Here is a 21,039-nt window from a genome sequence, read left to right as displayed (position 1 = left end):
CGAAAAACGAGTAGGCACCGCATTACTCCAGGGTATACGCGTTATCGTTAACGACCATCGCGAGCAAGCTCGCTCCTACAGAAAGCCGGTTCGTCAGTTACAGCGATTTGACGGTGATGATTTCCACGTCAAAGGTCAATGTCTTGCCGGCCAACGGATGGTTGAAGTCGATGGTCACTTGCTCGTCATCGAACTCTTTCACCACGCCAGGCAGCTCAGTATTCGCCGCATCGTTGAAGATCACCAGCAAACCCGGCGAAAGGTCCATGTCCTTGAACTGCGAACGCGGGATGATCTGCACGTTTTGCGGGTTCGGCTGACCGAAAGCGTTTTCCGGCTGAATCGTCAGCGTACGCTTGTCGCCGGCCTTGAAGCCGAACAGGGCCGCTTCGAAACCTGGCAACAGGTTACCGTCGCCGACCTGGAAGGTCGCCGGGGCTTTGTCGAAGGTGCTGTCGACGGTGTCGCCGTTCTCCAGGCGCAGTGCAAAGTGCAAGGTGACTTCCGTGTTCTGGCGAATGCGTTGCTCAGCCAATACCTGTTCAGTCATGAACTGCTTCTCCCGTCTTCTTTGATTTGAACATGTCCAGCGCCAGCATCACCGCACCCACAGTAATTGCACTGTCGGCGAAGTTGAACGCCGGGAAGTACCAGCGGTTCTGCCAATGCACCAGAATGAAATCGATCACATGGCCCAGGGCTATGCGGTCGTACAGATTGCCCAGCGCACCACCCAGGACCAGCGCCAACGCGATGGCCAGCCAGGTTTCGTTGCGCCCCAGACGCTTGAGCCACACCACCAGCACCGCACTGACCACGACCGCGATCAGGGCGAACAACCAGCGCTGCCAGCCCGAGCTGTCGGCCAGGAAGCTGAATGCCGCGCCCGTGTTGTAGGCCAGGGTCCAGCTGAAGTAATCGGGGATCACCACGATCTGCTGGTACATCTCAAGCTTGCCTTCGAAGTAAAACTTGCTGGCCTGGTCGATGACCAGGACCAGCAAACTCAACCAGAGCCAGCCCAGCCGTCCGAAACGGCCAATGGCGTTAGGCATAGTGACGAACCTCGCCAGTGCCGCTGATGTTATCGACGCAACGACCGCAGATTTCCGGATGCTCCGGGTTCACGCCGACGTCTTCACGGCAGTGCCAGCAACGTGCGCACTTGGCGAAGGCCGACTTGACGATTTTCAGCTTCAGGCCGCTGACTTCGGTGACCACTGCATCGGCCGGAGCCTGTACAAACGGTGCAACGCTGGCGGTCGAGGTGATCAGTACGAAGCGCAGTTCGTTGCTCAGCTTGGCCAGGTCGGCGCTCAGGGCGTCTTCGGCGAACAGCGTCACTTCGGCCTGCAGGTTGCCACCGACGGCTTTGGCCGCGCGCTGGATTTCCATTTCTTTGTTGACCGCGACCTTCACCGCCATGATCCGCTCCCAGTAGGCGCGGCCCAGTTCGACGTTTTCCGGCAGTTCGGTCAGGCCTTCGTACCAGGTGTTGAGCATCACCGATTCGTTACGCTCGCCCGGCAGGTATTCCCACAGTTCGTCGGCGGTGAACGCGAGGATCGGCGCGATCCAGCGCACCAGCGCTTCAGAGATGTGGTACAGCGCGGTTTGCGCCGAACGGCGGGCCTTGCTGTTGGCGCCAGTGGTGTACTGACGGTCCTTGATGATGTCGAGGTAGAAACCGCCCAGCTCCTGCACGCAGAAGTTGTGGATCTTGGAGTAGACGTTCCAGAAGCGGTATTCGCCGTAGTGCTCTTGCAGCTCGCGTTGCAGCAGCAAGGTGCGATCCACGGCCCAACGGTCCAGCGCGAGCATTTCTTCGGCCGGCAGGATGTCGGTGGCCGGGTTGAAACCGGTCAGGTTGGAGAGCAGGAAGCGCGCGGTGTTACGGATACGCCGGTAGGCGTCCGCACTGCGTTGCAGGATCTGTTCGGAAACCGCCATTTCACCCGAATAGTCGGTGGATGCGACCCACAGACGCATGATGTCGGCGCCCAGGGTGTCGTTGACCTTTTGCGGCGCGATCACGTTGCCCAGCGACTTGGACATCTTGCGGCCGGACTCGTCGACGGTGAAGCCGTGGGTCAGCAGCTCGCGGTATGGCGCGTGGTCGTCGATGGCGCAACCGGTCAGCAGCGACGAGTGGAACCAGCCACGGTGTTGGTCCGAGCCTTCCAGGTACAGGTCGGCGCGTGGACCGGTTTCGTGGCCCATCGGGTGCGAACCGCGCAGGACGTGCCAGTGCGTGGTGCCCGAATCGAACCAGACGTCCAGGGTGTCGCTGATCTTGTCGTACTGCGGCGCTTCGTCACCGAGCAGCTCGGCAGCGTCCATCTTGAACCAGGCTTCGATGCCTTCGACTTCGACGCGCTTGGCGACTTCTTCCATCAGCTCGGCGGTACGCGGGTGCAGCTCGCCGCTTTCCTTGTTCAGGAAGAACGGGATCGGCACGCCCCAGTTGCGCTGACGGGAGATGCACCAGTCCGGACGGTTGGCGATCATCGAGTGCAGGCGCGCCTGGCCCCAGGCCGGAACGAACTGAGTCTCTTCGATGGCTTTAAGAGCGCGCTTGCGCAGGGTGTCGCCGCTGACAGGCTCTTTGTCCATGCCGATGAACCACTGCGCGGTGGCGCGGTAGATCAGCGGGGTCTTGTGACGCCAGCAGTGCATGTAGCTGTGTTCGATGATGGTGGTGTGCAGCAGCGCACCGACTTCGGTCAGCTTGTCGACGATGGCCGGGTTGGCTTTCCAGATGAACTGGCCGCCAAAGAACTCCAGCGAAGTCGCGTATACACCGTTGCTTTGTACCGGGTTGAGGATGTCGTCGTTGACCATGCCGTATTTCTTGCAGGTCACGAAGTCGTCCACGCCGTAGGCCGGAGCGGAGTGAACCACACCGGTGCCAGCGCCCAGTTCAACGTAGTCGGCCAGGTAAACCGGCGACAGACGGTCGTAGAACGGGTGAAGGAAGTTGATCAGTTCCAGTTCTTTACCGGTGGTGGTCGCGATGACCGAGCCTTCCAGGCTGTAACGGACCAGGCAGGATTCAACCAGCTCTTCAGCCAGCACCAGCAACTTGTCGCCGACATCGACCAGGGCGTAGTTGAATTCCGGGTGAACGTTCAGCGCCTGGTTGGCCGGGATGGTCCACGGGGTGGTGGTCCAGATCACGATCGAAGCAGGTTTGCCCAGCGACGGCAGACCGAAAGCGGCAGCCAGCTTGGCTTCATCGGCAATCGGGAACGCCACGTCGATGGTCGAGGACTTTTTGTTCTCGTACTCGACTTCCGCTTCAGCTAGGGCCGAGCCGCAGTCGAAGCACCAGTTCACAGGCTTCAGGCCCTTGAACACGAAACCGCCCTTGACGATTTCGGCGAGTGCGCGGATTTCACCGGCCTCGTTTTTGAAGTCCATGGTCTTGTACGGGTTGGCGAAGTCGCCCAACACGCCCAGACGGATGAATTCGGATTTCTGGCCTTCGATCTGCTCGGTGGCGTAGGCACGGCACAGTTCGCGGGTCTTGTCCGCGCCCAGGTTCTTGCCGTGGGTCACTTCGACTTTGTGCTCGATCGGCAGACCGTGGCAGTCCCAGCCCGGAACATAAGGCGCGTCGAAACCCGACAGGGTTTTCGAGCGGATGATCATGTCCTTGAGGATCTTGTTCAGCGCATGACCGATGTGAATCGTGCCGTTGGCGTACGGAGGACCGTCGTGCAGAACGAACTTCGGACGATCCTTGCCAATCTCGCGCAACTTTCCGTACAGGCCAATACTGTCCCAGCGCTGCAGAATCTGCGGTTCGCGCTGTGGCAGGCCGGCCTTCATTGGGAAGGCGGTGTCCGGAAGGTTTAGCGTGGCTTTATAGTCGGTCATTTATGGCTCTTCATTAGCGATTGGCGCTAGGTGCGACAGGGCACGGGCGGCGGCGACATCCGCATTGATCGCCGTCTTAAGCGCCTCCAGAGAGGCGAAACGCTGCTCTTCACGCAGCTTGTGGTGGAAAACCACCGTCAAACGCCGGTCATACAGATCGCCGGCAAAATCTAAAAGATGTACTTCGAGGTGGGCTTTGCCATCCCCTTGGACCGTGGGCCGCACGCCGATATTGGCGACGCCTGGACAGGTCTTGCCGTCGATGTCGACGTTGACCAGGTAAACCCCGGTGAGCGGCACGCGACGGCGCTTGAGTTGAATGTTGGCGGTTGGCGTACCCAACTGGCGCGCCAGTTTCTGACCATGCAGGACTCGCCCGGTAATCTGGAACGGCCGGCCGAGCAGGCGCTCTGCCAAGGCAAAATCGGCAGCGGCCAGGGCATTTCGCACCTGGGTGCTGCTGACGCGAATGCCGTCCAGCTCAACGGTTTGCGCCGCTTCGACGGTGAAGCCCTGCATGACGCCGGCCTGTTGCAGGAAATCGAAATCCCCTACCCGGTCACAGCCGAAGCGGAAGTCGTCACCGACCTCAAGATGCTGCACACCGAGACCGTCCACCAGAATGGTATCAACGAATTCGCTGGCGCTGAGCTTGCTCAGGCGCTGGTTGAAAGCCAGGCACAAGACCCGGTCGACGCCTTCGTCAGCCAGCAGCTGCAGTTTGTCGCGCAGGCGCGCCAAGCGGGCCGGCGCTGTCTCCGGAGCGAAAAACTCCCGTGGCTGCGGCTCGAAAATCACCACGCAGCTGGGCACGCCCAACTCGAGCGCTCGCTCACGCAGCCTCGCCAGGATAGCCTGGTGGCCACGGTGAACACCGTCAAAGTTGCCAATAGTGGCGACACAGCCCCGATGCTGGGGGCGCAGGTTGTGGAGGCCTCGAACCAGCTGCATAACGCGCTTCTTGCTCATAAAGTGGTCGATTATAACCACACCCGGCGGCCGACGACAGGCAACACCGTAACCCAAAGTGATCGAACCGACAAAACCGCCGGCCCGCCCGTGTTTATCGAGGCAAAAGCCTCAGTTCAGCGCCTTGCGATTGAAGTCGCGCAAACGGAAGCCCATCAACAGCAACATACCGAAATACGAGACCACGCCAGCCCCTACCAGAGCGCCCAGACGCAGGAATCGCTCAAGCATGTGGCCCTGATCCCAGGCCGGCATGAAATGCATCCCGGCCAGCAACACCGCGGACATCACCGTGACCGCTACCACCAGTTTGGCACCGAACTTCGCCCAGCCCGGCTGCGGCTGATACATCTGCTGTTTGCGCAGCTGATAGAACAACAGCCCGGCGTTAAGGCAGGCACCAGCGCTGATCGCCAGAGCCAGACCGGCATGGGCCAGCGGCCCGATCAGCATCAGGTTGAACAACTGGGTAACCACCAGGGTGAAAATTGCGATTTTCACCGGCGTGCGAATGTTTTGTTGCGCATAAAAGCCCGGCGCCAGCACTTTGATCACGATAATCCCAAGCAACCCGACCGAATACGCAATGAGCGCGCGCTGAGTCATGGACGCATCGAAGGCGTTGAACTGGCCGTATTGAAACAGTGAGACCGTCAGCGGCTCAGCCAGAATCCCCAAGGCCAGCGAGCACGGCAGCACCAGCACAAAGCACAGGCGCAGCCCCCAATCGAGAATCCGCGAATACTCTGCGCGATCCTTGCTGGCGTAGGTCTTGGCCAGGGTCGGCAACAGGATCGTGCCCAGCGCCACACCCAGCACGCCGGAGGGCAATTCCATCAGGCGGTCGGCGTAATACATCCACGACACCGAACCGGCGACCAGGAACGAGGCAAAAATGGTGTTGATGATCAGCGAAATCTGGCTCACCGAAACGCCGAGAATCGCCGGCAGCATCTGTTTCATGACCCGCCACACGCCACTGTCACGCAGGTTCAGGCGTGGCAGCACCAGCATGCCGATCTTTTTCAGGTGCGGCAGCTGATAGAGCAACTGCGCCAGACCACCCGCCAGCACCGCCCAACCCAGCGCCATGACCGGCGGATCGAAATACGGTGTCAGGAACACCGCAAAGAAGATCATGCTGACGTTAAGCAAGGTCGGCACGAAGGCCGGCACCGAGAAGCGGTTATAGGTGTTGAGGATCGCCCCGGCCAATGAAGACAGGGAGATCAGCAATATATAAGGGAATGTCACCCGCAACAGACTGGAGGTCAGCTCGAATTTTTCCGGGGTATCGGTGAAACCGGGCGCGGTCACCCAGATGACCCACGGTGCAGCGAGCATGCCCAACGCAGTGACCACTGCCAACGCCAGGGTCAGCAGTCCGGAGACGTAGGCAATAAAGGTTCGTGTCGCCTCTTCGCCCTGCTGGCTTTTATATTCAGCAAGAATCGGCACAAACGCCTGGGAAAACGCCCCTTCGGCGAAGATCCGGCGCAGCAGATTGGGCAGCTTGAAGGCGATAAAGAAGGCGTCGGTGGCCATTCCCGCACCAAAAATACGCGCAATGAGGGTGTCACGAACGAACCCCAGAATCCGGGAAAGCATCGTGATAGAGCTGACGGCGGCCAACGATTTGAGCAGATTCATTGAAAGAGTTTGTGCCTGTCGATAAACAGCAGGCGAACAAAGCGCCCACTTATGCGATACTCCGCGCCGCAGCAGCACAGAGCCAAAGCTCGCGAGTTTACAGGTCAAGCGCCGGAAATAAATATCCCGCCTCTTTATACCTACCACTTAGCGGAACGTCTCAACCGCCCTTGACAAGACATCAACTCATCGGCATGATTCGCGGCCTATTTTGTTTGCTATTTCCTAAAAAGTCTTTCGAGGAGCTCGACGGTGGCCAACACACCTTCCGCCAAAAAACGTGCAAAACAGGCTGAGAAGCGTCGCAGCCACAACGCCAGCCTGCGTTCCATGGTTCGTACCTACATCAAGAATGTAGTTAAAGCCATCGACGCAAAAGACGCTGAAAAAGCTCAAGCTGCTTACGTTCTGGCCGTGCCAGTTATCGACCGTATGGCCGATAAAGGCATCATCCACAAGAACAAGGCTGCTCGCCATAAGAGCCGCCTGAATGGCCACGTCAAGGCTCTGAACCTTGCTGCTGCCTAAGTAACACGCTTGTTAAAAAACCGACCTCAGGGTCGGTTTTTTATTGCCTGCGATTTGTGCTGCACGCCTGAGATCTCATTGAAACTGATCGCCAGCAAGCCGGCTCCCACAGGTATTGCGCAATCCTTGTAGGAGCCGGCTTGCTGGCGATAGCGGCCTTCAGATCACTGATGCGCCCAAGGCAGGATAGGAATCGCCGTCACCGCATTCTGCGGACTGCCTTCGATCAAGCGATCGCTGTACACCAGATACACCAGCGTATTGCGCTTCTTGTCGAGGAAACGCACCACCTGCATGGTCTTGAAGACTAGCGAAGTACGCTCCTTGAACACTTCCTCGCCATCCTTCAACTCACCCTTGAAGTTGATCGGACCAACCTGACGGCACGCAATGGACGCTTCCGCCCGATCTTCAGCCAAGCCCAAACCACCCTTCACACCACCCGTCTTAGCCCGAGACAGGTAGCACGTCACCCCTTCGACCTTCGGATCATCAAATGCCTCGACGACGATGCGGTCGTTCGGGCCGACGAATTTAAACACCGTCGACACCTGACCAATCTCCTCGGCCGAAGCCAGCAGCGGCACTGCCAACAGCAAGCCCAACAATCCTTTTGCCACGCGCATTCAAATATTCCTTCAGACCAGGATCAGGTTATCGCGATGAACCAGTTCCGGTTCCGCCATGTAACCCAACAGACCGACAATCGCCTCAGACGACTGACCGATGATTTTTTGTGCTTCCAGCGCGCTGTAGTTGGCCAGGCCACGGGCGATTTCACGACCGTCCGGCGCGACGCACACCACCATTTCACCGCGACGGAAACTACCCTGAACCAGTTTGACACCCACCGGCAGCAGACTTTTATTGCCTTGGGACAAGGCCGTCACCGCACCGGCATCCAGCACCAGCGTGCCGCGAGTTTGCAGATGCCCGGCCAGCCATTGCTTGCGCGCCGCCAGCATGCCGCGCTCCGGCGACAGCAAGGTGCCGATGCGCTCGCCAGCCTTCAGGCGATCCAGCACACGCTCAAGGCGCCCACCGACGATGATGGTGTGCGCACCTGAACGGGCCGCCAAGCGCGCCGCACGCAACTTGGTCTGCATGCCGCCACGACCCAACGCACCACCGGTACCGCCCGCCACTGCATCCAGCGCCGGATCATCAGCGCGCGCTTCGTAAATCAGCTTGGCATCAGGGTTGTTGCGCGGATCGGCGTCGAACATGCCGTCGCGATCCGTCAGGATCACCAGCAAATCAGCCTCGACCAGGTTGGCCACCAGCGCCGCGAGCGTATCGTTGTCGCCGAAACGGATTTCGTCGGTGACCACGGTGTCGTTTTCGTTGATCACCGGGATCACTTTCAACTCGACCAAGGCACGCAAGGTGCTGCGGGCATTCAGGTAGCGCTTGCGGTCGGACAGATCGTCATGAGTCAGAAGAATCTGCGCAGTGTGCCGGCCATGCTCGGCAAAGCTCGACTCCCACGCCTGAACCAGACCCATCTGGCCGATGGCGGCAGCTGCCTGCAATTCGTGCATTGCACTGGGTCGCACGGTCCAGCCCAGACGGCTCATGCCCGCCGCTACCGCCCCGGAGGACACCAGCACCAGCTCGACGCCCGCCTCATGCAAGGCCACCATCTGTTCGACCCAGACACCCATTGCCGCGCGATCCAGGCCCTTGCCGTCCGCCGTCAGCAACGCGCTGCCGATTTTCACGACCCAACGCTGCGCACCTGTCACCTTGCTCCGCATCATCTTCAACCTTAGCTTGAGGGCAGCACGACCTGGCACTGCCCGTGACGTTAATCGTGGCTATTTGTTACCAACAATCGATTTCCAGATACTAAAACGCCGCTCCAGGGAGCGGCGTTCAAGTTTATCGCAACAGATCAGTCACGCACGTAAATGATTTCCGGACCGTCTTCGTTATCCACATCTTCTTCGTCCCAATCATCGTCACCGATGTCATGGACCGACTTCACGCCGCTGCGACGCAGGGCACGCTGGTCATCCAGGGCCTGCAGCTGAGCGCGCGCTTCGTCTTCGATGCGCTGATCGAGCTCGGCCAGCTCTTCCTTGTAGGCCGGATCGTTCGCCAGGCGGTCAGCACGATCTTCCATGTAACGCATGATGTCGTGACACAGACGCTCGGTACCCAGCTTGGAGATGGCGGAGATCACGTAAACCGGACCGGTCCACTCCAGGCGATCAACGATTTCCTTGACGCGAGCATCGTGCTCTTCTTCAAGGATCTGGTCGCATTTGTTCAGTACCAGCCAGCGATCACGCTCAGCCAGGGACGGGCTGAACTTGGTCAGCTCGCTGACGATCACTTCAGCCGCATCTGGAGCGCTGGTGTCATCCAGTGGCGCCATGTCCACAAGGTGCAGCAGCAAACGGGTACGCGCCAAGTGCTTGAGGAAACGAATCCCCAGGCCAGCGCCGTCAGAGGCACCTTCGATCAGGCCTGGAATGTCCGCAACCACGAAGCTTTTCCAGCGATCGACGCTGACCACACCCAGGTTCGGCACCAGCGTGGTGAACGGGTAGTCGGCGACTTTCGGCTTGGCGGCCGATACCGAGCGAATGAAGGTACTTTTGCCAGCATTCGGCAAACCCAGCAGACCAACGTCCGCCAACACCTTCATTTCCAGCTTCAGGTCACGCGCCTCACCCGGCTTACCCGGAGTGGTCTGACGCGGAGCGCGGTTGGTACTGGATTTGAAACGGGTGTTACCCAGACCGTGCCAGCCGCCATGGGCCACCAGCAGCTTTTGACCAGCCTTGGTCAGGTCACCGATCACTTCTTGAGTGGCAGCGTCGATGACTGTGGTGCCGACCGGCACACGCAGTACCAGCTCTTCACCTTTCTTGCCGGTGCAGTCGGTGCTGCCGCCGTTGGAACCGCGCTCGGCATCAAAATGCCGGGTGTAACGGTAGTCCACCAGGGTGTTGAGGTTTTCGTCGGCAATCATGTAGACCGAGCCGCCATCACCACCGTCGCCGCCGTTCGGGCCGCCGTTTTCGATGAATTTCTCGCGACGGAAGCTCATGCAACCGTTGCCGCCGTCACCGGCCTTTACTCGAATCGATACTTCATCAACAAACTTCATAACAAAACGCCTCTCGCCATACGGACGAGCCGAAAAAATCCAGACATAAGACTCTTGCAAAAATGAGCGCAGCGACCTCAATCAACGACCGCAAATCCAGCGCTGGAGCTCATTACAAACAGCTTTGCAAGAGACTCACCCCACAAACGAAAAAGCCCCGTCGCGAGACAGGGCTTTTCCAGCATCTACGTAATTATGCCGCGACGACTTCAGTCTTCGGGACAATGCTCACGTAACGGCGGTTGAAAGCGCCTTTTACTTCAAACTTGATCACGCCGTCGATTTTAGCGAACAGAGTGTGATCTTTACCCATGCCAACACCGTAACCGGCGTGGAATTGGGTGCCGCGCTGACGCACGATGATGTTGCCCGGAATGATAACCTGGCCGCCATACATCTTCACGCCAAGGCGTTTGGCTTCTGAGTCGCGACCGTTACGGGTACTACCACCAGCTTTTTTGTGTGCCATGAGTCAATTCTCCTAGTGAGGAATTAGGCTGAAATTAAGCCTGAATACCGGTGATTTTGATCTCGGTGTACCACTGGCGGTGGCCCATACGCTTCATGTGGTGCTTACGACGACGGAACTTGATGATGCGGACTTTATCGTGACGACCTTGGGAGATCACTTCAGCCACAACGGTAGCGCCAGCAACAACTGGAGCGCCGATGTTCACGTCATCGCCATTGGCGACCAACAGAACGCGATCAAAAGTAACGGATTCGCCGGTAGCGATTTCCAGTTTTTCGATCTTCAGGTATTCACCTGGGGCGACCTTGTATTGCTTGCCACCAGTAACAATTACTGCGTACGACATGGTATTTCTCCGATAATCCTGCTCACCCAGCTCTTTATAAGAAGAGGTATTGGCTGGCATGGCTGCATATGGCTGGAAGGCCAGTTTGCAATTGCGTAAGGCAGGTGCTGCCCAGGAAGTTCAGGGTGCGCGATTGTACGCAAGCTGCCGTGGCGTTGCAAGAGGCCGTCCATCGCGCCTTGACACCCGCCGACGTGGGTCCTAGCATGCCGCGCAACCCTTCTGGAGCGACTGTCGCTGATGCAACCCCAAGCTTTCTACCGCGCGGTGGCGGACGATTTTAGCGCCGTCGACGGCATCATCAAGAAGCAGCTGACTTCCCGAGTGCCGCTGGTTTCGAAAATCGGCGATTACATTACCTCGGCTGGCGGTAAACGCCTGCGTCCTTTGTTAGTGCTGCTGTGTGGCAAGGCCCTTGGCCGCGAAGGCGACGACCTGCGCCTGCTGGCCGCGACCATCGAGTTCCTGCACACCGCCACCCTGCTGCACGACGACGTGGTCGACATGTCCGGCATGCGCCGCGGCCGTTCGACCGCCAACGCCATGTGGGGCAACGCACCAAGCGTGCTGGTGGGCGACTTCCTGTACTCGCGCTCCTTCGAAATGATGGTCGAACTGGGCTCCATGCCGGTGATGAAGATCCTTTCGCAAGCCACGCGCATCATCGCCGAAGGCGAGGTGTTGCAGCTGTCGAAGGTTCGTGACGCGAGCACTACCGAAGAAACCTACATGGAAGTCATCCGCGGCAAGACCGCGATGCTTTTCGAGGCTTCGACCCACAGCGCCGCCGCCCTCTGCGAAGCCACGCCGGAACAGGCTGAAGCCCTGCGCACGTTTGGCGATCACCTGGGCGTAGCCTTCCAGTTGGTCGACGACCTGCTGGACTACAAAGGTGACGCAGAGACCCTGGGCAAGAACGTCGGTGACGATCTGGCCGAAGGCAAGCCGACCCTGCCGCTGATCTACACCATGCGCGAAGGCACGCCGGAGCAGGCTGCCCTGGTGCGCAAGGCGATCCAGAAAGGTGGCATCGAGGACCTGGAAAGCATTCGCGAGGCTGTTGATGCTTCCGGTTCACTTGAGTACACCGCGCAACTGGCCCGCGACTACGTGGCCCGCGCGATCAAATGCCTCGACGCGCTGCCCGCCAGCGAATACCGCGATGCATTGGTCGAGCTGAGTGAATTCGCGGTCGCCCGCACGCACTGATCCGCTATTTGTAGGAGCCGGCTTGCTGGCGATCCAGTCGCTGCGGTGTTCCAGAAACACCGCGGTGATGCCATCGCCAGCAAGCCGGCTCCTACAGGTCACCTCCCCCCGCCTAAAACCCTATATAATGTGCGCTTTTTAGCGATCCTGAATCCAAGGAGCTTTAGTGAGCACGTTGCCACCCTGCCCGAAATGCAATTCCGAATACACCTATGAAGACGGCGCACAGCTGATCTGCCCGGAGTGCGCCCACGAATGGTCCGCCAGCGGCGAAGCTGAAGCGGCGTCCGATGACGCAGTGAAAAAGGATTCGGTGGGCAATGTCCTGCAAGACGGCGACACCATCACCGTGATCAAGGACCTCAAGGTCAAAGGCACATCGCTGGTGGTCAAGGTCGGCACCAAGGTCAAGAACATCCGCTTGTGCGATGGCGATCACGACATCGACTGCAAGATCGACGGCATCGGCCCGATGAAGCTCAAATCCGAGTTCGTCAGAAAAGTCTGAACCTGCTGTATTCCATCCCGCGCCCGGCGTGGGATGGTGCTTCGCCCTCCCCCTCTTCGCCCCGCATTTCCTCGCAATAGCCAAACGCCAGCCGCTTTGACCTTACGCAATCTTTACCCGGAAAAAATCACAAACCGCCAATAGGCCCTTGCTATTTGATGAATAAGAATTATTCTCATTGAAACCAATCAATGGAGATGAGACCCATGACTTATTTGATCGATGCCTGGCTGGACCGCCCACACCCCTACCTCAGGATCCTGCATCGGGAAACCGGGGAAGTCTGTGCGGTGCTTGAAGAAGAAGCCTTGAACGAGCTGCAGGATCAGGGTGACCTGGACGTCAACGGCTTGAGTTCCAGCGAGCCGGTGGTGCTCAAGGAACTGGTGCGCAATCTGTTTCTGTTCTGCTACGCCCGGGCCTTGCGCCCGTCGCATGAACTGCATCACAAGCTAGAAATATGAGAAACCCCACAAAACCTGTAGGAGCGAGGCTTGCCCGCGAACCCGACAACTCGGTTCCGACTTGAAACCGAGGTGATGCATTCGCGAGCAAGCTTCGCTCCTACAGGCTCATGTTTTACAGAACGTCGAGCAGCTCGACGTCGAAGACCAGTACGCTGTGCGGCGGAATGCTGCCAACGCCTTGAGCGCCGTAAGCCAGTTCGCTCGGCACGTACAGACGCCATTTGCTGCCAGCGTTCATCAGTTGCAGGGCTTCGGTCCAGCCAGCGATCACGCCGCCTACCGGGAATTCTGCAGGCTGACCGCGCTCGTAGGAGCTGTCGAACACAGTGCCGTCGATCAGGGTGCCGTGGTAGTGGGTACGCACTTGGTCTTCACGGGTCGGCTTGGCGCCTTCACCGGCGGTCAGCACTTCGAATTGCAGACCGGAAGCCAGGGTGGTGATGCCATCGCGCTTGGCGTTTTCAGCCAGGAATGCCAGGCCTTCGCCAGCAGCCGCTTCAGCTTTTGCAGCTGCTTCGGCTTGCATGATTTCACGGATAACCTTGAAGCTGGCGGACATTTCTTCCTGACCTACACGGCTTTCCTTACCGGCGAAAGCGTCAGTCAGGCCTGCCAGGATTGCGTCCAGGCTAACGCCCGGCGGCGGGTTGTCGCGCAGTTGGTCGCCCAACTGACGGCCAATGCCGTAGCTGACGCGGGTTTCGTCGGTGGACAGATTTACTTCGGACATGACACTGCTCCGCTGTGCGGACGGCCCTGGAACTTGCCGTGCGTGCACAGCGCGTCCCGGAACGCCCGGAACCAAAAGGGCCAGCAGACTAGCACAGATGTCGTTGCGCTGATGAGGGGGTGTCAGTGCTGCCAGGCAGAACCGAAGGCAATCGGCACCTTCAGGCTTTCCCCCGCACTCGCACCCAACCCGCACATTTCATCGTGAACCGATGTATGCACAAGGTTGAATGGCAAGGTGGGAAAGTTATGCAGCACTTCACGCGCATGCTCGACCGAGCGCAGGTGAACCATCTCGCCGTGAGCATCACTCAACGGGTAGGCGGCCCCGTGCATGCGCGCCTCCAACAGGTAGATTCCGCCTTCCATGGAGATCAGGTTCAGCTCATCGACTTTCCCTGCGATGGCATAAGCACGTAACTCTACGAAGTTCATGAACGCACCTCACGCAGTGGCGAGCCAGCATTCATACAGGCATAGGCCTCACAGCATCAAAGTACAAGCCATAAACGCCACCGCCCGTCTGTTTCACACCACCCATGTAGGAGCGAGCCTGCTCGCGAAGAACGTCAACGATAGCGCGTGCATCCTGGATAAACGCGGAGTCCTTGAATTCTTCGCGAGCAGGCTCGCTCCTACATGGGGCCGCACTCAGTGCTTGGTGAGTTTATCCAGATACCCCATGGCAAACGCCGATACAACGAAGGTCATGTGGATGATCACGTACCACTTCAAATGCTCGGGATCGACGTTTTTGGCGTCCATGAAGATCCGCAGCAGATGAATCGACGAAATCGCCACGATGGACGCCGCGACCTTCATCTTCAATGAAGACGAATCCATGGTGCCCAGCCAGTTGAGCTTTTCCTTGTTGTCATCGATATCCAGCTCGGAAACAAAGTTCTCGTAGCCGGAAATCATCACCATCACCAACAAACCGCCCACCAGCGCCATGTCGATCAACGACAGCAGCACCAGAATCAGGTCCGATTCGGCCATCGAGAACACGTTAGGGATGACGTGGAAGACTTCCTGGAAGAATTTCAGCGCCAGGGCCAGCAGCCCGAGGGACAGACCGAAGTAGATCGGCGCCAGCAGCCAGCGAGAGGCGTACATTGCATTTTCGATAAAGCGTTCCATTGAATCTCACACGTGGGCTTGGAAATGGTCGCGAGTATACCAGCCGCCCGGCTATACCCAGAAGCCGCCAGAAACACTCGGAAAATCCGCCACCTGCGCGTGTGTGACAAGGTTTTTCTGCTAGTGTCCAAAGCATTGACACCTCTGCGACATCGGACAGGACGACGGGAAATGGATGTGCGATTGCCTTTAATGAGCGCCGGGATTTGTCTGGCCCTGCTGGTGAGCGGCTGTTCACCGGACGATGACAAACGCCAGGTCAGCCTTGAGGAAAAGACCGCGCAATTCGAAACGTCTCTCGACGCGATCCAGGACCCGAAACTCAAGGATGCCGTGGCCGAACTCGGTGGCTCCCTGCTGCTGCTCGAACGTGCTCAACTCAAACTCGACAGCAAACCGGTGGAAACCGAGTACGGCGAAGACGTCCTTGCCGTGCTCAAGCACTACCCCACGCCACAGGCACTGGTCGACACGTACATTAATGGCCTGTTCGTGCTGCACAAGGATTCCAGCTCCGACTACCTGACCGATCTGCAACCGGTGTTCCCGTTCAACTTCAACATTCCGGCCGGGTTTCTCTTTCCCCACGGCCTGGAATGGCAGTCGGTGACCTTGAGCAACAAACGCGTGATCCCGTTCCAGCCGGAGTGGTCGGAAACCGATCCGGGCATTCAACTGAGCCCGTCGAGCTCCAACCTGACCAGCCCCGACGATCTCACGGTGACTTACCCCTTCATCGACGGCTTGGGCATGGAAATCAAGAACCAGCCGCAGCCCGTCAGCCTGCAAGGCAAGGTCGAAGTCATCGCCCCGCGCAGGCTCTATAGCTTCGACCTGACAAAAAAAGACGTCGGCCAGACTCGCAGCAATGACAACCTGAGTGTCACGCTGCTGAAGCTGACAAACAACTACGCCGAAATCGAGTTCAGCAACAGCGCGCCGCTGGCCCCGGAAGTCAGCGAGATACCCTTCAACCCGTCGGTCGTCCAGGCCAGGGACGCCACCGGGCAATTTCTTTCACGCTCGGGTTCGATCAACCAAACCGCCGCGCAAATTGCCTTCTACCAGAAACAACTGGCGAAAATGCAACAGCAGAAGAGCTGGAGCGAAGCCTTCGAAAGGCAGCTCGATGAAGAACAACGCGCGTTTGAGAAGCAACAAACCAGGCATTACTCCAAGGTGTATTTCAACGGCCCGATCGAGATCCTTGAAGTCAGCCTGCTGGACTTTTCGGCGGCCACGGTCACGCGCAAGGACCTGGACCTGCCGATCCGTCGCTTCGATCAACACACCACGGCAAAAACCATCCAGCCACTGACTTTACCCGTGGTCGTGTACGACGATCAGGCACCGACCTGGCTCAAAGGCGCAACGCTCAGCGAGGAGCAACTGAAGAAGAGCGTCAGCATCCGGCAATCGGTGGACGACCCGAGCGCGGCGCGCATCGAGTTCGATCACACCCGAAGCTTCAACGATGAACTGCTTGGCACGTCCTTCAGCCCTGGCGATAGCCCGGTCAGCTTCTTTACCGAGGACAGCAGCGGTCAACGCGACGAGCCGATCGAACTGCCGCCCGAGGCTTACCAGGTCGATCCCCTGCGCGGCATCATCACTTATGACCTGAACCTGTTCGCGCAAACGCCGGCGTTTGCGGTGGGATCCATGCCGCTGTTCCTGGCCACCGTCGACAAGCAGACACTTGAAACCGACCGGCTGCCCAAAGGCCTGGAATTGAAAGGCAATGCACTGCTGGTTGATCTGAAGCTGTTTCCCGCCCAGGACTGGCGCTTTTTCGCCAGGGACGATAGCGGCCACTATCTCAAGGAGATTCTCTCGGTCATTCACGATGCGAGTGCGCAGGGCCCGGCGTTATTCAGCGTGCATTACTTCTACGGCCAGCCGGCGCAGCTGGAAACCTACCAGCGAACCGATCTCACCACGGTGCAATATGGATTCGAGGTCAAACTCGACAAGGCTGATACGTCCAGCCTCGCCCAATAGTCGTCTCAGTGATCGGGGCGGAACTCGAAGCCGCCCATGTTGCGGCAGCGCCCACCATTGATTTCCCGTAGCTGGGCTTGCAGGTGCAGGCACCAGATTTGCGGGTCATCGGCCAGTTCATAGCCATGCAACGTCAGGCTTTCAACGATGGTGTCGAGGATCGATTCAGCCGCGAAAGGCCCAGGAAACGGACCTTGGGCTTTGATGGCTGAGGGTTGTTCGCCAGCCATTCCGGCGGCGAAAAGCAAAGTCCACATGCCCGTATCACCAGCCAATGGCTTGATGGCACATTCGATACGGGTCACAAGGCCCAGGCATTGACGGGTGAGGCAGAGGTTGCGCGACATGGCGGCGACCCTCGGTAGATCCGGTATTCAGCTCCCACGGGAGAACTGTCTCGATCCAGTGATTACTGTCGATGTCCTTGAGCTGAGAATAGAAGAAAAGTCAGGCCCGCACGCCAACTGAGACCAGAAGGCGCCGAATGGTCATTGTGTGAATCTTGACGTCAGAGTGATGGCACATTGTTCTGGATAGGCCCGATACAAATGTGGGAGCGGGCTTGCTCGCGAATGCGGTCGATCAGCCAACATATGTGTTGAATGATAAATCGTATTCGCGAGCAAGCCCGCTCCCACAATGGATCGGTGTGACCGTAAGGGTTGTATCAGGCCGGCTTGGCTTCGACCAACGCTTCTTGTGCCGCTTCTTTCTCGGCTTCTTTCAGGTCTTCTTCGCTGATCATTTCCGCGATCACCCGCAAGCGCTCCACCACCCGCGCATTCACGCTGCCTTCTGGGAATTCGCCATTTTCATCCGGCGCACCGGCAGGCTCGCCGACCAACAGGCTCAGCGCTTCGTCAGCCTGGCGCACTGCGTAAACGTGGAATTGCCCTGCGCGCACCGCCGCCAGCACTTTCTCGTCCAGCATCAGCGTCGCCACGTTGGCGTGAGGAATGATCGCCCCCTGCTCACCGGTCAGCCCGCGGGCTTCGCAGAGACGGAAGAAGCCTTCGATCTTCTCGTTGACCCCGCCCACCGCCTGTACTTCGCCGAACTGGTTGATCGAGCCAGTGATTGCAAAGCATTGCTTGAGCGGCGTTTTCGACAACGCCGAAATCAACGTGCATGCCTCGCCCAACGACGCACTGTCGCCATCGACATAACCGTAGGACTGCTCCAGGGCGATACTCGCGGAAATCGCCAACGGGAATTCCTGGGCGTAACGGCTGCCCAGATACCCGGTGAGGATCATCACGCCTTTGGAGTGAATCGGTTGGCCGAGGTTGACCTCACGCTCGATGTCGACAATGCCGCTGCCACCCGGATACACCGTGGCGGAAATCCGCGCCGGGACGCCAAACGCCGAATCCCCGACTTCCAGCACCGTCAGCCCGTTGCACTTGCCCACGGCCGCGCCATCGGTGTCGATCAGGATGATCCCGGCCAGCATGTCATCGAGAATCCGCGCCGAAACGCGCCCGGTGCGGGTGGCCTTGGCCTTGAGCGCACGCTCGATGTGGCCGGCGTCGGTCATTTCATCGCTGGCCAGGTGACGAATGAAATCCGCCTCGCTGACCAGTTGGAACAAGTCACCGATCCGCGCCGACAAACGCCCCTGGTGCTCGGCCAGACGCGCGCTGTAGGTCGCCAGACGCGCCACCGCATCGGCGGTCAGCGGTGCCATGCCTTCTTCGGAGGTACGGGTTTTGAGCAACTGGGCGAACTGCTCCAGGCTTTCGTCGACCATCGGGATGTCTTCGTCGAAGTCCACCAGAACGCGGAACATCTCCTGGAAGTCCGGATCGAGGTCTTGCAGCGTGTAATACAACTGCCGGGCACCGATGATGACGACTTTGACCTGCAACGGAATGTGTTGTGGTGTCAGGGTCACGGTGGCCAGACGTCCCAGCTCACCCAGCGGTGATTCCATTTTCAGTTTGCGCGATTGCAGGGCGCGCTTGAGCGCATCCCATACGAACGGCTCGCTGAGCATTTTATCGGCTTCAAGGATCAGGAAACCGCCGTTCGCGCGGTGCAGCGCGCCCGGTCGCAACTGGCGATACGTGGTGTAGAGCGCGCCCTGATCGGTGCTGTATTCGATGCGGCCAAACAGGTTTTCGTAGGTCGGGTGCGGCTCGAACACCACCGGCGCACCGCCGCTGGCCGAGTGACCGACCACCAGACTCGGCGCGTATTGCTCTTCCAGCATCTTGCGCGCCACCGCATCGACCTTGCTGTCGTCGACCAATTGCTCGACCACGGTTTTCAGCAAGTAAACCTGCATGGCTTGCAGGTAACCGCACACCGCCGCGTTCTCGGCGTATTTTTCCGACAACGGCGACAACAACGGCTGCAAGGCCAGGGTGATGGTTTCTTCGTTGAGGTGGCGCAGCTGATTGCTCGACTCGCGCTTCCACTGCGGCAGGCTGGCGAGTTCTTCGTTCAGACGCTCTTCCAGACCAGAGATGTCTTCGTGGAAACGCTCGCGATCGGCTTCCGGCAACTGGGCGAATTCCGCTTCATCCAGCGCCTTGCCTTCGCTCATCGGGGTAAACGCGATGTTGCTCGCGTCACGGTACAGCGCGACTTCTTTCTCCAGCGCCAGGCGCTCGATGATGTCCAGCGCCTTGTCGTAGCGCTGGTTGAAGGCGCGGTCGATGGCGCTTTTTTTCTGCTGATAAGACGGATGTTCGAATACCGCCGGGAAGGTCGCCAGCAGGTTGTCGATCAAAGCGTTGATATCACCGATGAACGCGCCGGCCGTGCCCGATGGCAATTCCAGGGCGCGCGGCTCGCGGGGTTCATCGAAATTGTTGACGTAGACCCAGTCGGCCGGGGTCTGCAGGCGCTTGCCTTCGGCCTTCAGGTAGCGTTTGACGAACGAAAACCGGCCAGTGCCAGGCTCGCCCATGACGAATACGTTGTAACCGGGGCGTGGCATGGCCACACCAAACTGCAAGGCTTCGACCGCACGTTCCTGGCCAAGCACACCGCGGAAGGGCTCCAGATCATTGGTGGTAGAGAAGCTGAACTGTTCAGCGGAAAACGGACGGGTCAGCGCTTCGGGCGCTAGACGCAAGCTGGCAGCAACAGGATCAGGCATCGGGCTTCCTTACATCAGGCGGGGCAGATAGCGGCATTCTGGCGCTGCCCATACCCCACTTGCAAGGCGCGCCTTTCGCCAAAGCATAGCCAAGCGGGCATCCCCAGGCGGGCCGGGTCTAAATCAATGTTTTCAACGAATGTTTCGTAAAAAGTCACGGAACCCTTGGAACGTGCCTAAACTCCAAGCTGCGCGGCTGGAACAATAACCGGCCCACTGGCGCCAGATCGGGCCAGACCCCTTGTCCATTGGTATGCACATAAAGAGAACAAAGCTATGAAACGGATTCTTCTCGGTACTCTCTTCACCGCTGTATCCATCAACGCTATGGCACAGGCGCCAGGCGGCCCGGATTGCGGGTGGGGCAACATGCTGTTCGAAGGTCAGCGTGGCACCCCGGCTCACTTCCTGGCATCCACCACCAACGGCACTTCCGGCAACGCAACGTTCGGTATGACCTCTGGTACCAACGGTTGCGCGACTAATGCGTCGCTGACTTATGGCGGCAAATCCTGGTTTGCCATGAATGGCATGATGAACGAGCTGTCCGAAGACATGGCTAAAGGTAACGGCGAAGCGCTGACGACCTACGCCGTGGTACTGGGCGTGGCGCCGGAAGACCGTGCGCATTTCGCGGCTGTGACTCACGAGCACTTCCAGCAGATCTTCAGCAAGGCTGACGTGACTGCAGAAGATGTGCATACCAACACCCTGGCCGTTTTGAAGGCCGATCCTCGTCTGGCCAAGTACGCAACTCAAGCTTAAGCTCGACCCGCCCGCTCCTTTCGGGGAGCGGGTTTTATTTTTTGGACCTGCCCTCTTTCGGCCATATCGTTCAATTGTAGGAGCCGGCTTGCTGGCGATGGCATCACCGCGGTGATTCAGAAACACCGTGTCGATGCCATCGCCAGCAAGCC

Annotated in this window: 21 protein-coding genes; 6 read left to right on the top strand and 15 right to left on the bottom strand. The window is 58.8% G+C overall.

Going from position 1 to position 21,039, the window contains the following annotated elements; all coding sequences use genetic code 11:
- Positions 1–97: 97 nt before the first annotated feature.
- The 5 genes from fkpB to murJ all read right to left on the bottom strand — a co-directional run bounded on the left by fkpB (position 98) and on the right by murJ (position 6,498).
- Positions 98–535 (bottom strand): FKBP-type peptidyl-prolyl cis-trans isomerase, encoded by a 438-nt coding sequence (gene fkpB / locus KGB24_RS02585; RefSeq protein ID WP_177318884.1) that lies wholly within the window; start codon positions 533–535, stop codon positions 98–100.
- Between the two features lie 7 nt (positions 536–542).
- On the bottom strand, positions 543–1,055 hold the full coding sequence (gene lspA, locus KGB24_RS02580) for a signal peptidase II (protein WP_008028819.1): 513 nt from the start codon (positions 1,053–1,055) through the stop codon (positions 543–545).
- On the bottom strand, positions 1,048–3,879 hold the full coding sequence (gene ileS, locus KGB24_RS02575) for an isoleucine--tRNA ligase (RefSeq protein WP_223414065.1): 2,832 nt from the start codon (positions 3,877–3,879) through the stop codon (positions 1,048–1,050). Before ileS ends, lspA begins: the two co-directional genes overlap by 8 nt.
- Positions 3,880–4,830: a bifunctional riboflavin kinase/FAD synthetase gene (gene ribF / locus KGB24_RS02570; RefSeq protein ID WP_008028822.1), complete on the bottom strand. Its 951-nt coding sequence runs from the start codon at positions 4,828–4,830 to the stop codon at positions 3,880–3,882.
- Positions 4,831–4,959: 129 nt separating this feature from the next.
- Complete coding sequence (gene murJ, locus KGB24_RS02565) at positions 4,960–6,498, bottom strand: murein biosynthesis integral membrane protein MurJ (protein ID WP_223414064.1); 1,539 nt, start codon at positions 6,496–6,498, stop codon at positions 4,960–4,962.
- 252 nt (positions 6,499–6,750) lie between these two features.
- Here murJ and rpsT point away from each other — a divergent pair, with 252 nt between their 5' ends.
- Complete coding sequence (rpsT, locus tag KGB24_RS02560; protein WP_008028826.1) at positions 6,751–7,026, top strand: 30S ribosomal protein S20; 276 nt, start codon at positions 6,751–6,753, stop codon at positions 7,024–7,026.
- Between the two features lie 164 nt (positions 7,027–7,190).
- Here the strand turns inward: rpsT and KGB24_RS02555 are convergent, their stop codons facing one another.
- The 5 genes from KGB24_RS02555 to rplU form a co-directional block, all read right to left on the bottom strand.
- Positions 7,191–7,652 carry a CreA family protein gene (locus tag KGB24_RS02555; RefSeq protein ID WP_223414063.1) on the bottom strand — a complete coding sequence of 154 codons (462 nt, stop codon included), beginning with the start codon at positions 7,650–7,652 and terminating at the stop codon, positions 7,191–7,193.
- A gap of 12 nt (positions 7,653–7,664) precedes the next feature.
- Positions 7,665–8,783 (bottom strand): glutamate 5-kinase, encoded by a 1,119-nt coding sequence (proB, locus tag KGB24_RS02550; protein ID WP_017340857.1) that lies wholly within the window; start codon positions 8,781–8,783, stop codon positions 7,665–7,667.
- A gap of 137 nt (positions 8,784–8,920) precedes the next feature.
- Positions 8,921–10,144 carry an Obg family GTPase CgtA gene (cgtA, locus tag KGB24_RS02545; protein WP_223414062.1) on the bottom strand — a complete coding sequence of 408 codons (1,224 nt, stop codon included), beginning with the start codon at positions 10,142–10,144 and terminating at the stop codon, positions 8,921–8,923.
- Between the two features lie 193 nt (positions 10,145–10,337).
- Entirely contained in the window at positions 10,338–10,613 is a 276-nt protein-coding gene (rpmA, locus tag KGB24_RS02540) for a 50S ribosomal protein L27 (protein ID WP_003215862.1), read from the bottom strand.
- A gap of 34 nt (positions 10,614–10,647) precedes the next feature.
- Positions 10,648–10,962, bottom strand: a complete 315-nt coding sequence (rplU, locus tag KGB24_RS02535; RefSeq protein ID WP_003176051.1) for a 50S ribosomal protein L21 — start codon at positions 10,960–10,962, stop codon at positions 10,648–10,650.
- Positions 10,963–11,202: 240 nt separating this feature from the next.
- Between rplU and KGB24_RS02530 the strand changes: the two genes are divergently transcribed.
- The 3 genes from KGB24_RS02530 (at position 11,203) to KGB24_RS02520 (ending at position 13,143) form a co-directional block, all read left to right on the top strand.
- Entirely contained in the window at positions 11,203–12,171 is a 969-nt protein-coding gene (locus tag KGB24_RS02530; protein ID WP_008028837.1) for a polyprenyl synthetase family protein, read from the top strand.
- 166 nt (positions 12,172–12,337) lie between these two features.
- Positions 12,338–12,679 (top strand): zinc ribbon domain-containing protein YjdM, encoded by a 342-nt coding sequence (locus tag KGB24_RS02525; protein ID WP_008028840.1) that lies wholly within the window; start codon positions 12,338–12,340, stop codon positions 12,677–12,679.
- A 206-nt stretch (positions 12,680–12,885) separates the two neighbouring features.
- Positions 12,886–13,143, top strand: a complete 258-nt coding sequence (locus KGB24_RS02520) for a hypothetical protein (RefSeq protein ID WP_008028843.1) — start codon at positions 12,886–12,888, stop codon at positions 13,141–13,143.
- 115 nt (positions 13,144–13,258) lie between these two features.
- Here KGB24_RS02520 and KGB24_RS02515 read toward each other — a convergent pair whose 3' ends face one another.
- From KGB24_RS02515 to KGB24_RS02505, 3 genes are all read right to left on the bottom strand, one after another.
- Positions 13,259–13,876, bottom strand: coding sequence for an FKBP-type peptidyl-prolyl cis-trans isomerase (locus KGB24_RS02515; RefSeq protein WP_008028844.1), 618 nt, complete (start codon positions 13,874–13,876; stop codon positions 13,259–13,261).
- Between the two features lie 122 nt (positions 13,877–13,998).
- Positions 13,999–14,310: a DUF6482 family protein gene (locus tag KGB24_RS02510; protein WP_008028846.1), complete on the bottom strand. Its 312-nt coding sequence runs from the start codon at positions 14,308–14,310 to the stop codon at positions 13,999–14,001.
- Between the two features lie 216 nt (positions 14,311–14,526).
- Positions 14,527–15,015: a TIGR00645 family protein gene (locus KGB24_RS02505; protein ID WP_008037914.1), complete on the bottom strand. Its 489-nt coding sequence runs from the start codon at positions 15,013–15,015 to the stop codon at positions 14,527–14,529.
- A gap of 171 nt (positions 15,016–15,186) precedes the next feature.
- Between KGB24_RS02505 and KGB24_RS02500 the strand changes: the two genes are divergently transcribed.
- Entirely contained in the window at positions 15,187–17,016 is a 1,830-nt protein-coding gene (locus KGB24_RS02500) for a hypothetical protein (protein ID WP_223414061.1), read from the top strand.
- Between the two features lie 5 nt (positions 17,017–17,021).
- Here KGB24_RS02500 and KGB24_RS02495 read toward each other — a convergent pair whose 3' ends face one another.
- The gene (locus KGB24_RS02495; protein ID WP_008028851.1) at positions 17,022–17,363 is read right to left on the bottom strand and encodes a hypothetical protein; all 342 of its coding nucleotides are present in this window, start codon (positions 17,361–17,363) and stop codon (positions 17,022–17,024) included.
- 320 nt (positions 17,364–17,683) lie between these two features.
- Complete coding sequence (locus KGB24_RS02490) at positions 17,684–20,122, bottom strand: Lon protease family protein (RefSeq protein ID WP_008028854.1); 2,439 nt, start codon at positions 20,120–20,122, stop codon at positions 17,684–17,686.
- A 276-nt stretch (positions 20,123–20,398) separates the two neighbouring features.
- Here KGB24_RS02490 and KGB24_RS02485 point away from each other — a divergent pair, with 276 nt between their 5' ends.
- A complete protein-coding gene (locus KGB24_RS02485; RefSeq protein ID WP_008028855.1) occupies positions 20,399–20,887 on the top strand; it encodes a DUF3015 domain-containing protein in 489 nt (162 codons plus the stop codon).
- Positions 20,888–21,039 lie beyond the last annotated feature (152 nt).

The organism is Pseudomonas sp. BF-RE-25 (genome assembly GCF_019956105.1).
GTDB lineage: Bacteria > Pseudomonadota > Gammaproteobacteria > Pseudomonadales > Pseudomonadaceae > Aquipseudomonas > Aquipseudomonas migulae.
Note: the sequence above shows the minus strand (reverse complement) of the source record. Positions and strands in the feature narration are given on the sequence as shown.

Bases quoted from the DNA above. Each gene is read 5' to 3' on its own strand.
- lspA (WP_008028819.1), bottom strand. From the start codon at position 1,055: ATGCCTAACGCCATTGGCCGTTTCGGACGGCTGGGCTGGCTCTGGTTG.
- ileS (WP_223414065.1), bottom strand. From the start codon at position 3,879: ATGACCGACTATAAAGCCACGCTAAACCTTCCGGACACCGCCTTCCCA.
- ribF (WP_008028822.1), bottom strand. From the start codon at position 4,830: ATGCAGCTGGTTCGAGGCCTCCACAACCTGCGCCCCCAGCATCGGGGC.
- murJ (WP_223414064.1), bottom strand. From the start codon at position 6,498: ATGAATCTGCTCAAATCGTTGGCCGCCGTCAGCTCTATCACGATGCTT.
- KGB24_RS02555 (WP_223414063.1), bottom strand. From the start codon at position 7,652: ATGCGCGTGGCAAAAGGATTGTTGGGCTTGCTGTTGGCAGTGCCGCTG.
- proB (WP_017340857.1), bottom strand. From the start codon at position 8,783: ATGCGGAGCAAGGTGACAGGTGCGCAGCGTTGGGTCGTGAAAATCGGC.
- cgtA (WP_223414062.1), bottom strand. From the start codon at position 10,144: ATGAAGTTTGTTGATGAAGTATCGATTCGAGTAAAGGCCGGTGACGGC.
- rpmA (WP_003215862.1), bottom strand. From the start codon at position 10,613: ATGGCACACAAAAAAGCTGGTGGTAGTACCCGTAACGGTCGCGACTCA.
- rplU (WP_003176051.1), bottom strand. From the start codon at position 10,962: ATGTCGTACGCAGTAATTGTTACTGGTGGCAAGCAATACAAGGTCGCC.
- KGB24_RS02530 (WP_008028837.1), top strand. From the start codon at position 11,203: ATGCAACCCCAAGCTTTCTACCGCGCGGTGGCGGACGATTTTAGCGCC.
- KGB24_RS02520 (WP_008028843.1), top strand. From the start codon at position 12,886: ATGACTTATTTGATCGATGCCTGGCTGGACCGCCCACACCCCTACCTC.
- KGB24_RS02515 (WP_008028844.1), bottom strand. From the start codon at position 13,876: ATGTCCGAAGTAAATCTGTCCACCGACGAAACCCGCGTCAGCTACGGC.
- KGB24_RS02510 (WP_008028846.1), bottom strand. From the start codon at position 14,310: ATGAACTTCGTAGAGTTACGTGCTTATGCCATCGCAGGGAAAGTCGAT.
- KGB24_RS02505 (WP_008037914.1), bottom strand. From the start codon at position 15,015: ATGGAACGCTTTATCGAAAATGCAATGTACGCCTCTCGCTGGCTGCTG.
- KGB24_RS02500 (WP_223414061.1), top strand. From the start codon at position 15,187: ATGGATGTGCGATTGCCTTTAATGAGCGCCGGGATTTGTCTGGCCCTG.
- KGB24_RS02495 (WP_008028851.1), bottom strand. From the start codon at position 17,363: ATGTCGCGCAACCTCTGCCTCACCCGTCAATGCCTGGGCCTTGTGACC.
- KGB24_RS02490 (WP_008028854.1), bottom strand. From the start codon at position 20,122: ATGCCTGATCCTGTTGCTGCCAGCTTGCGTCTAGCGCCCGAAGCGCTG.
- KGB24_RS02485 (WP_008028855.1), top strand. From the start codon at position 20,399: ATGAAACGGATTCTTCTCGGTACTCTCTTCACCGCTGTATCCATCAAC.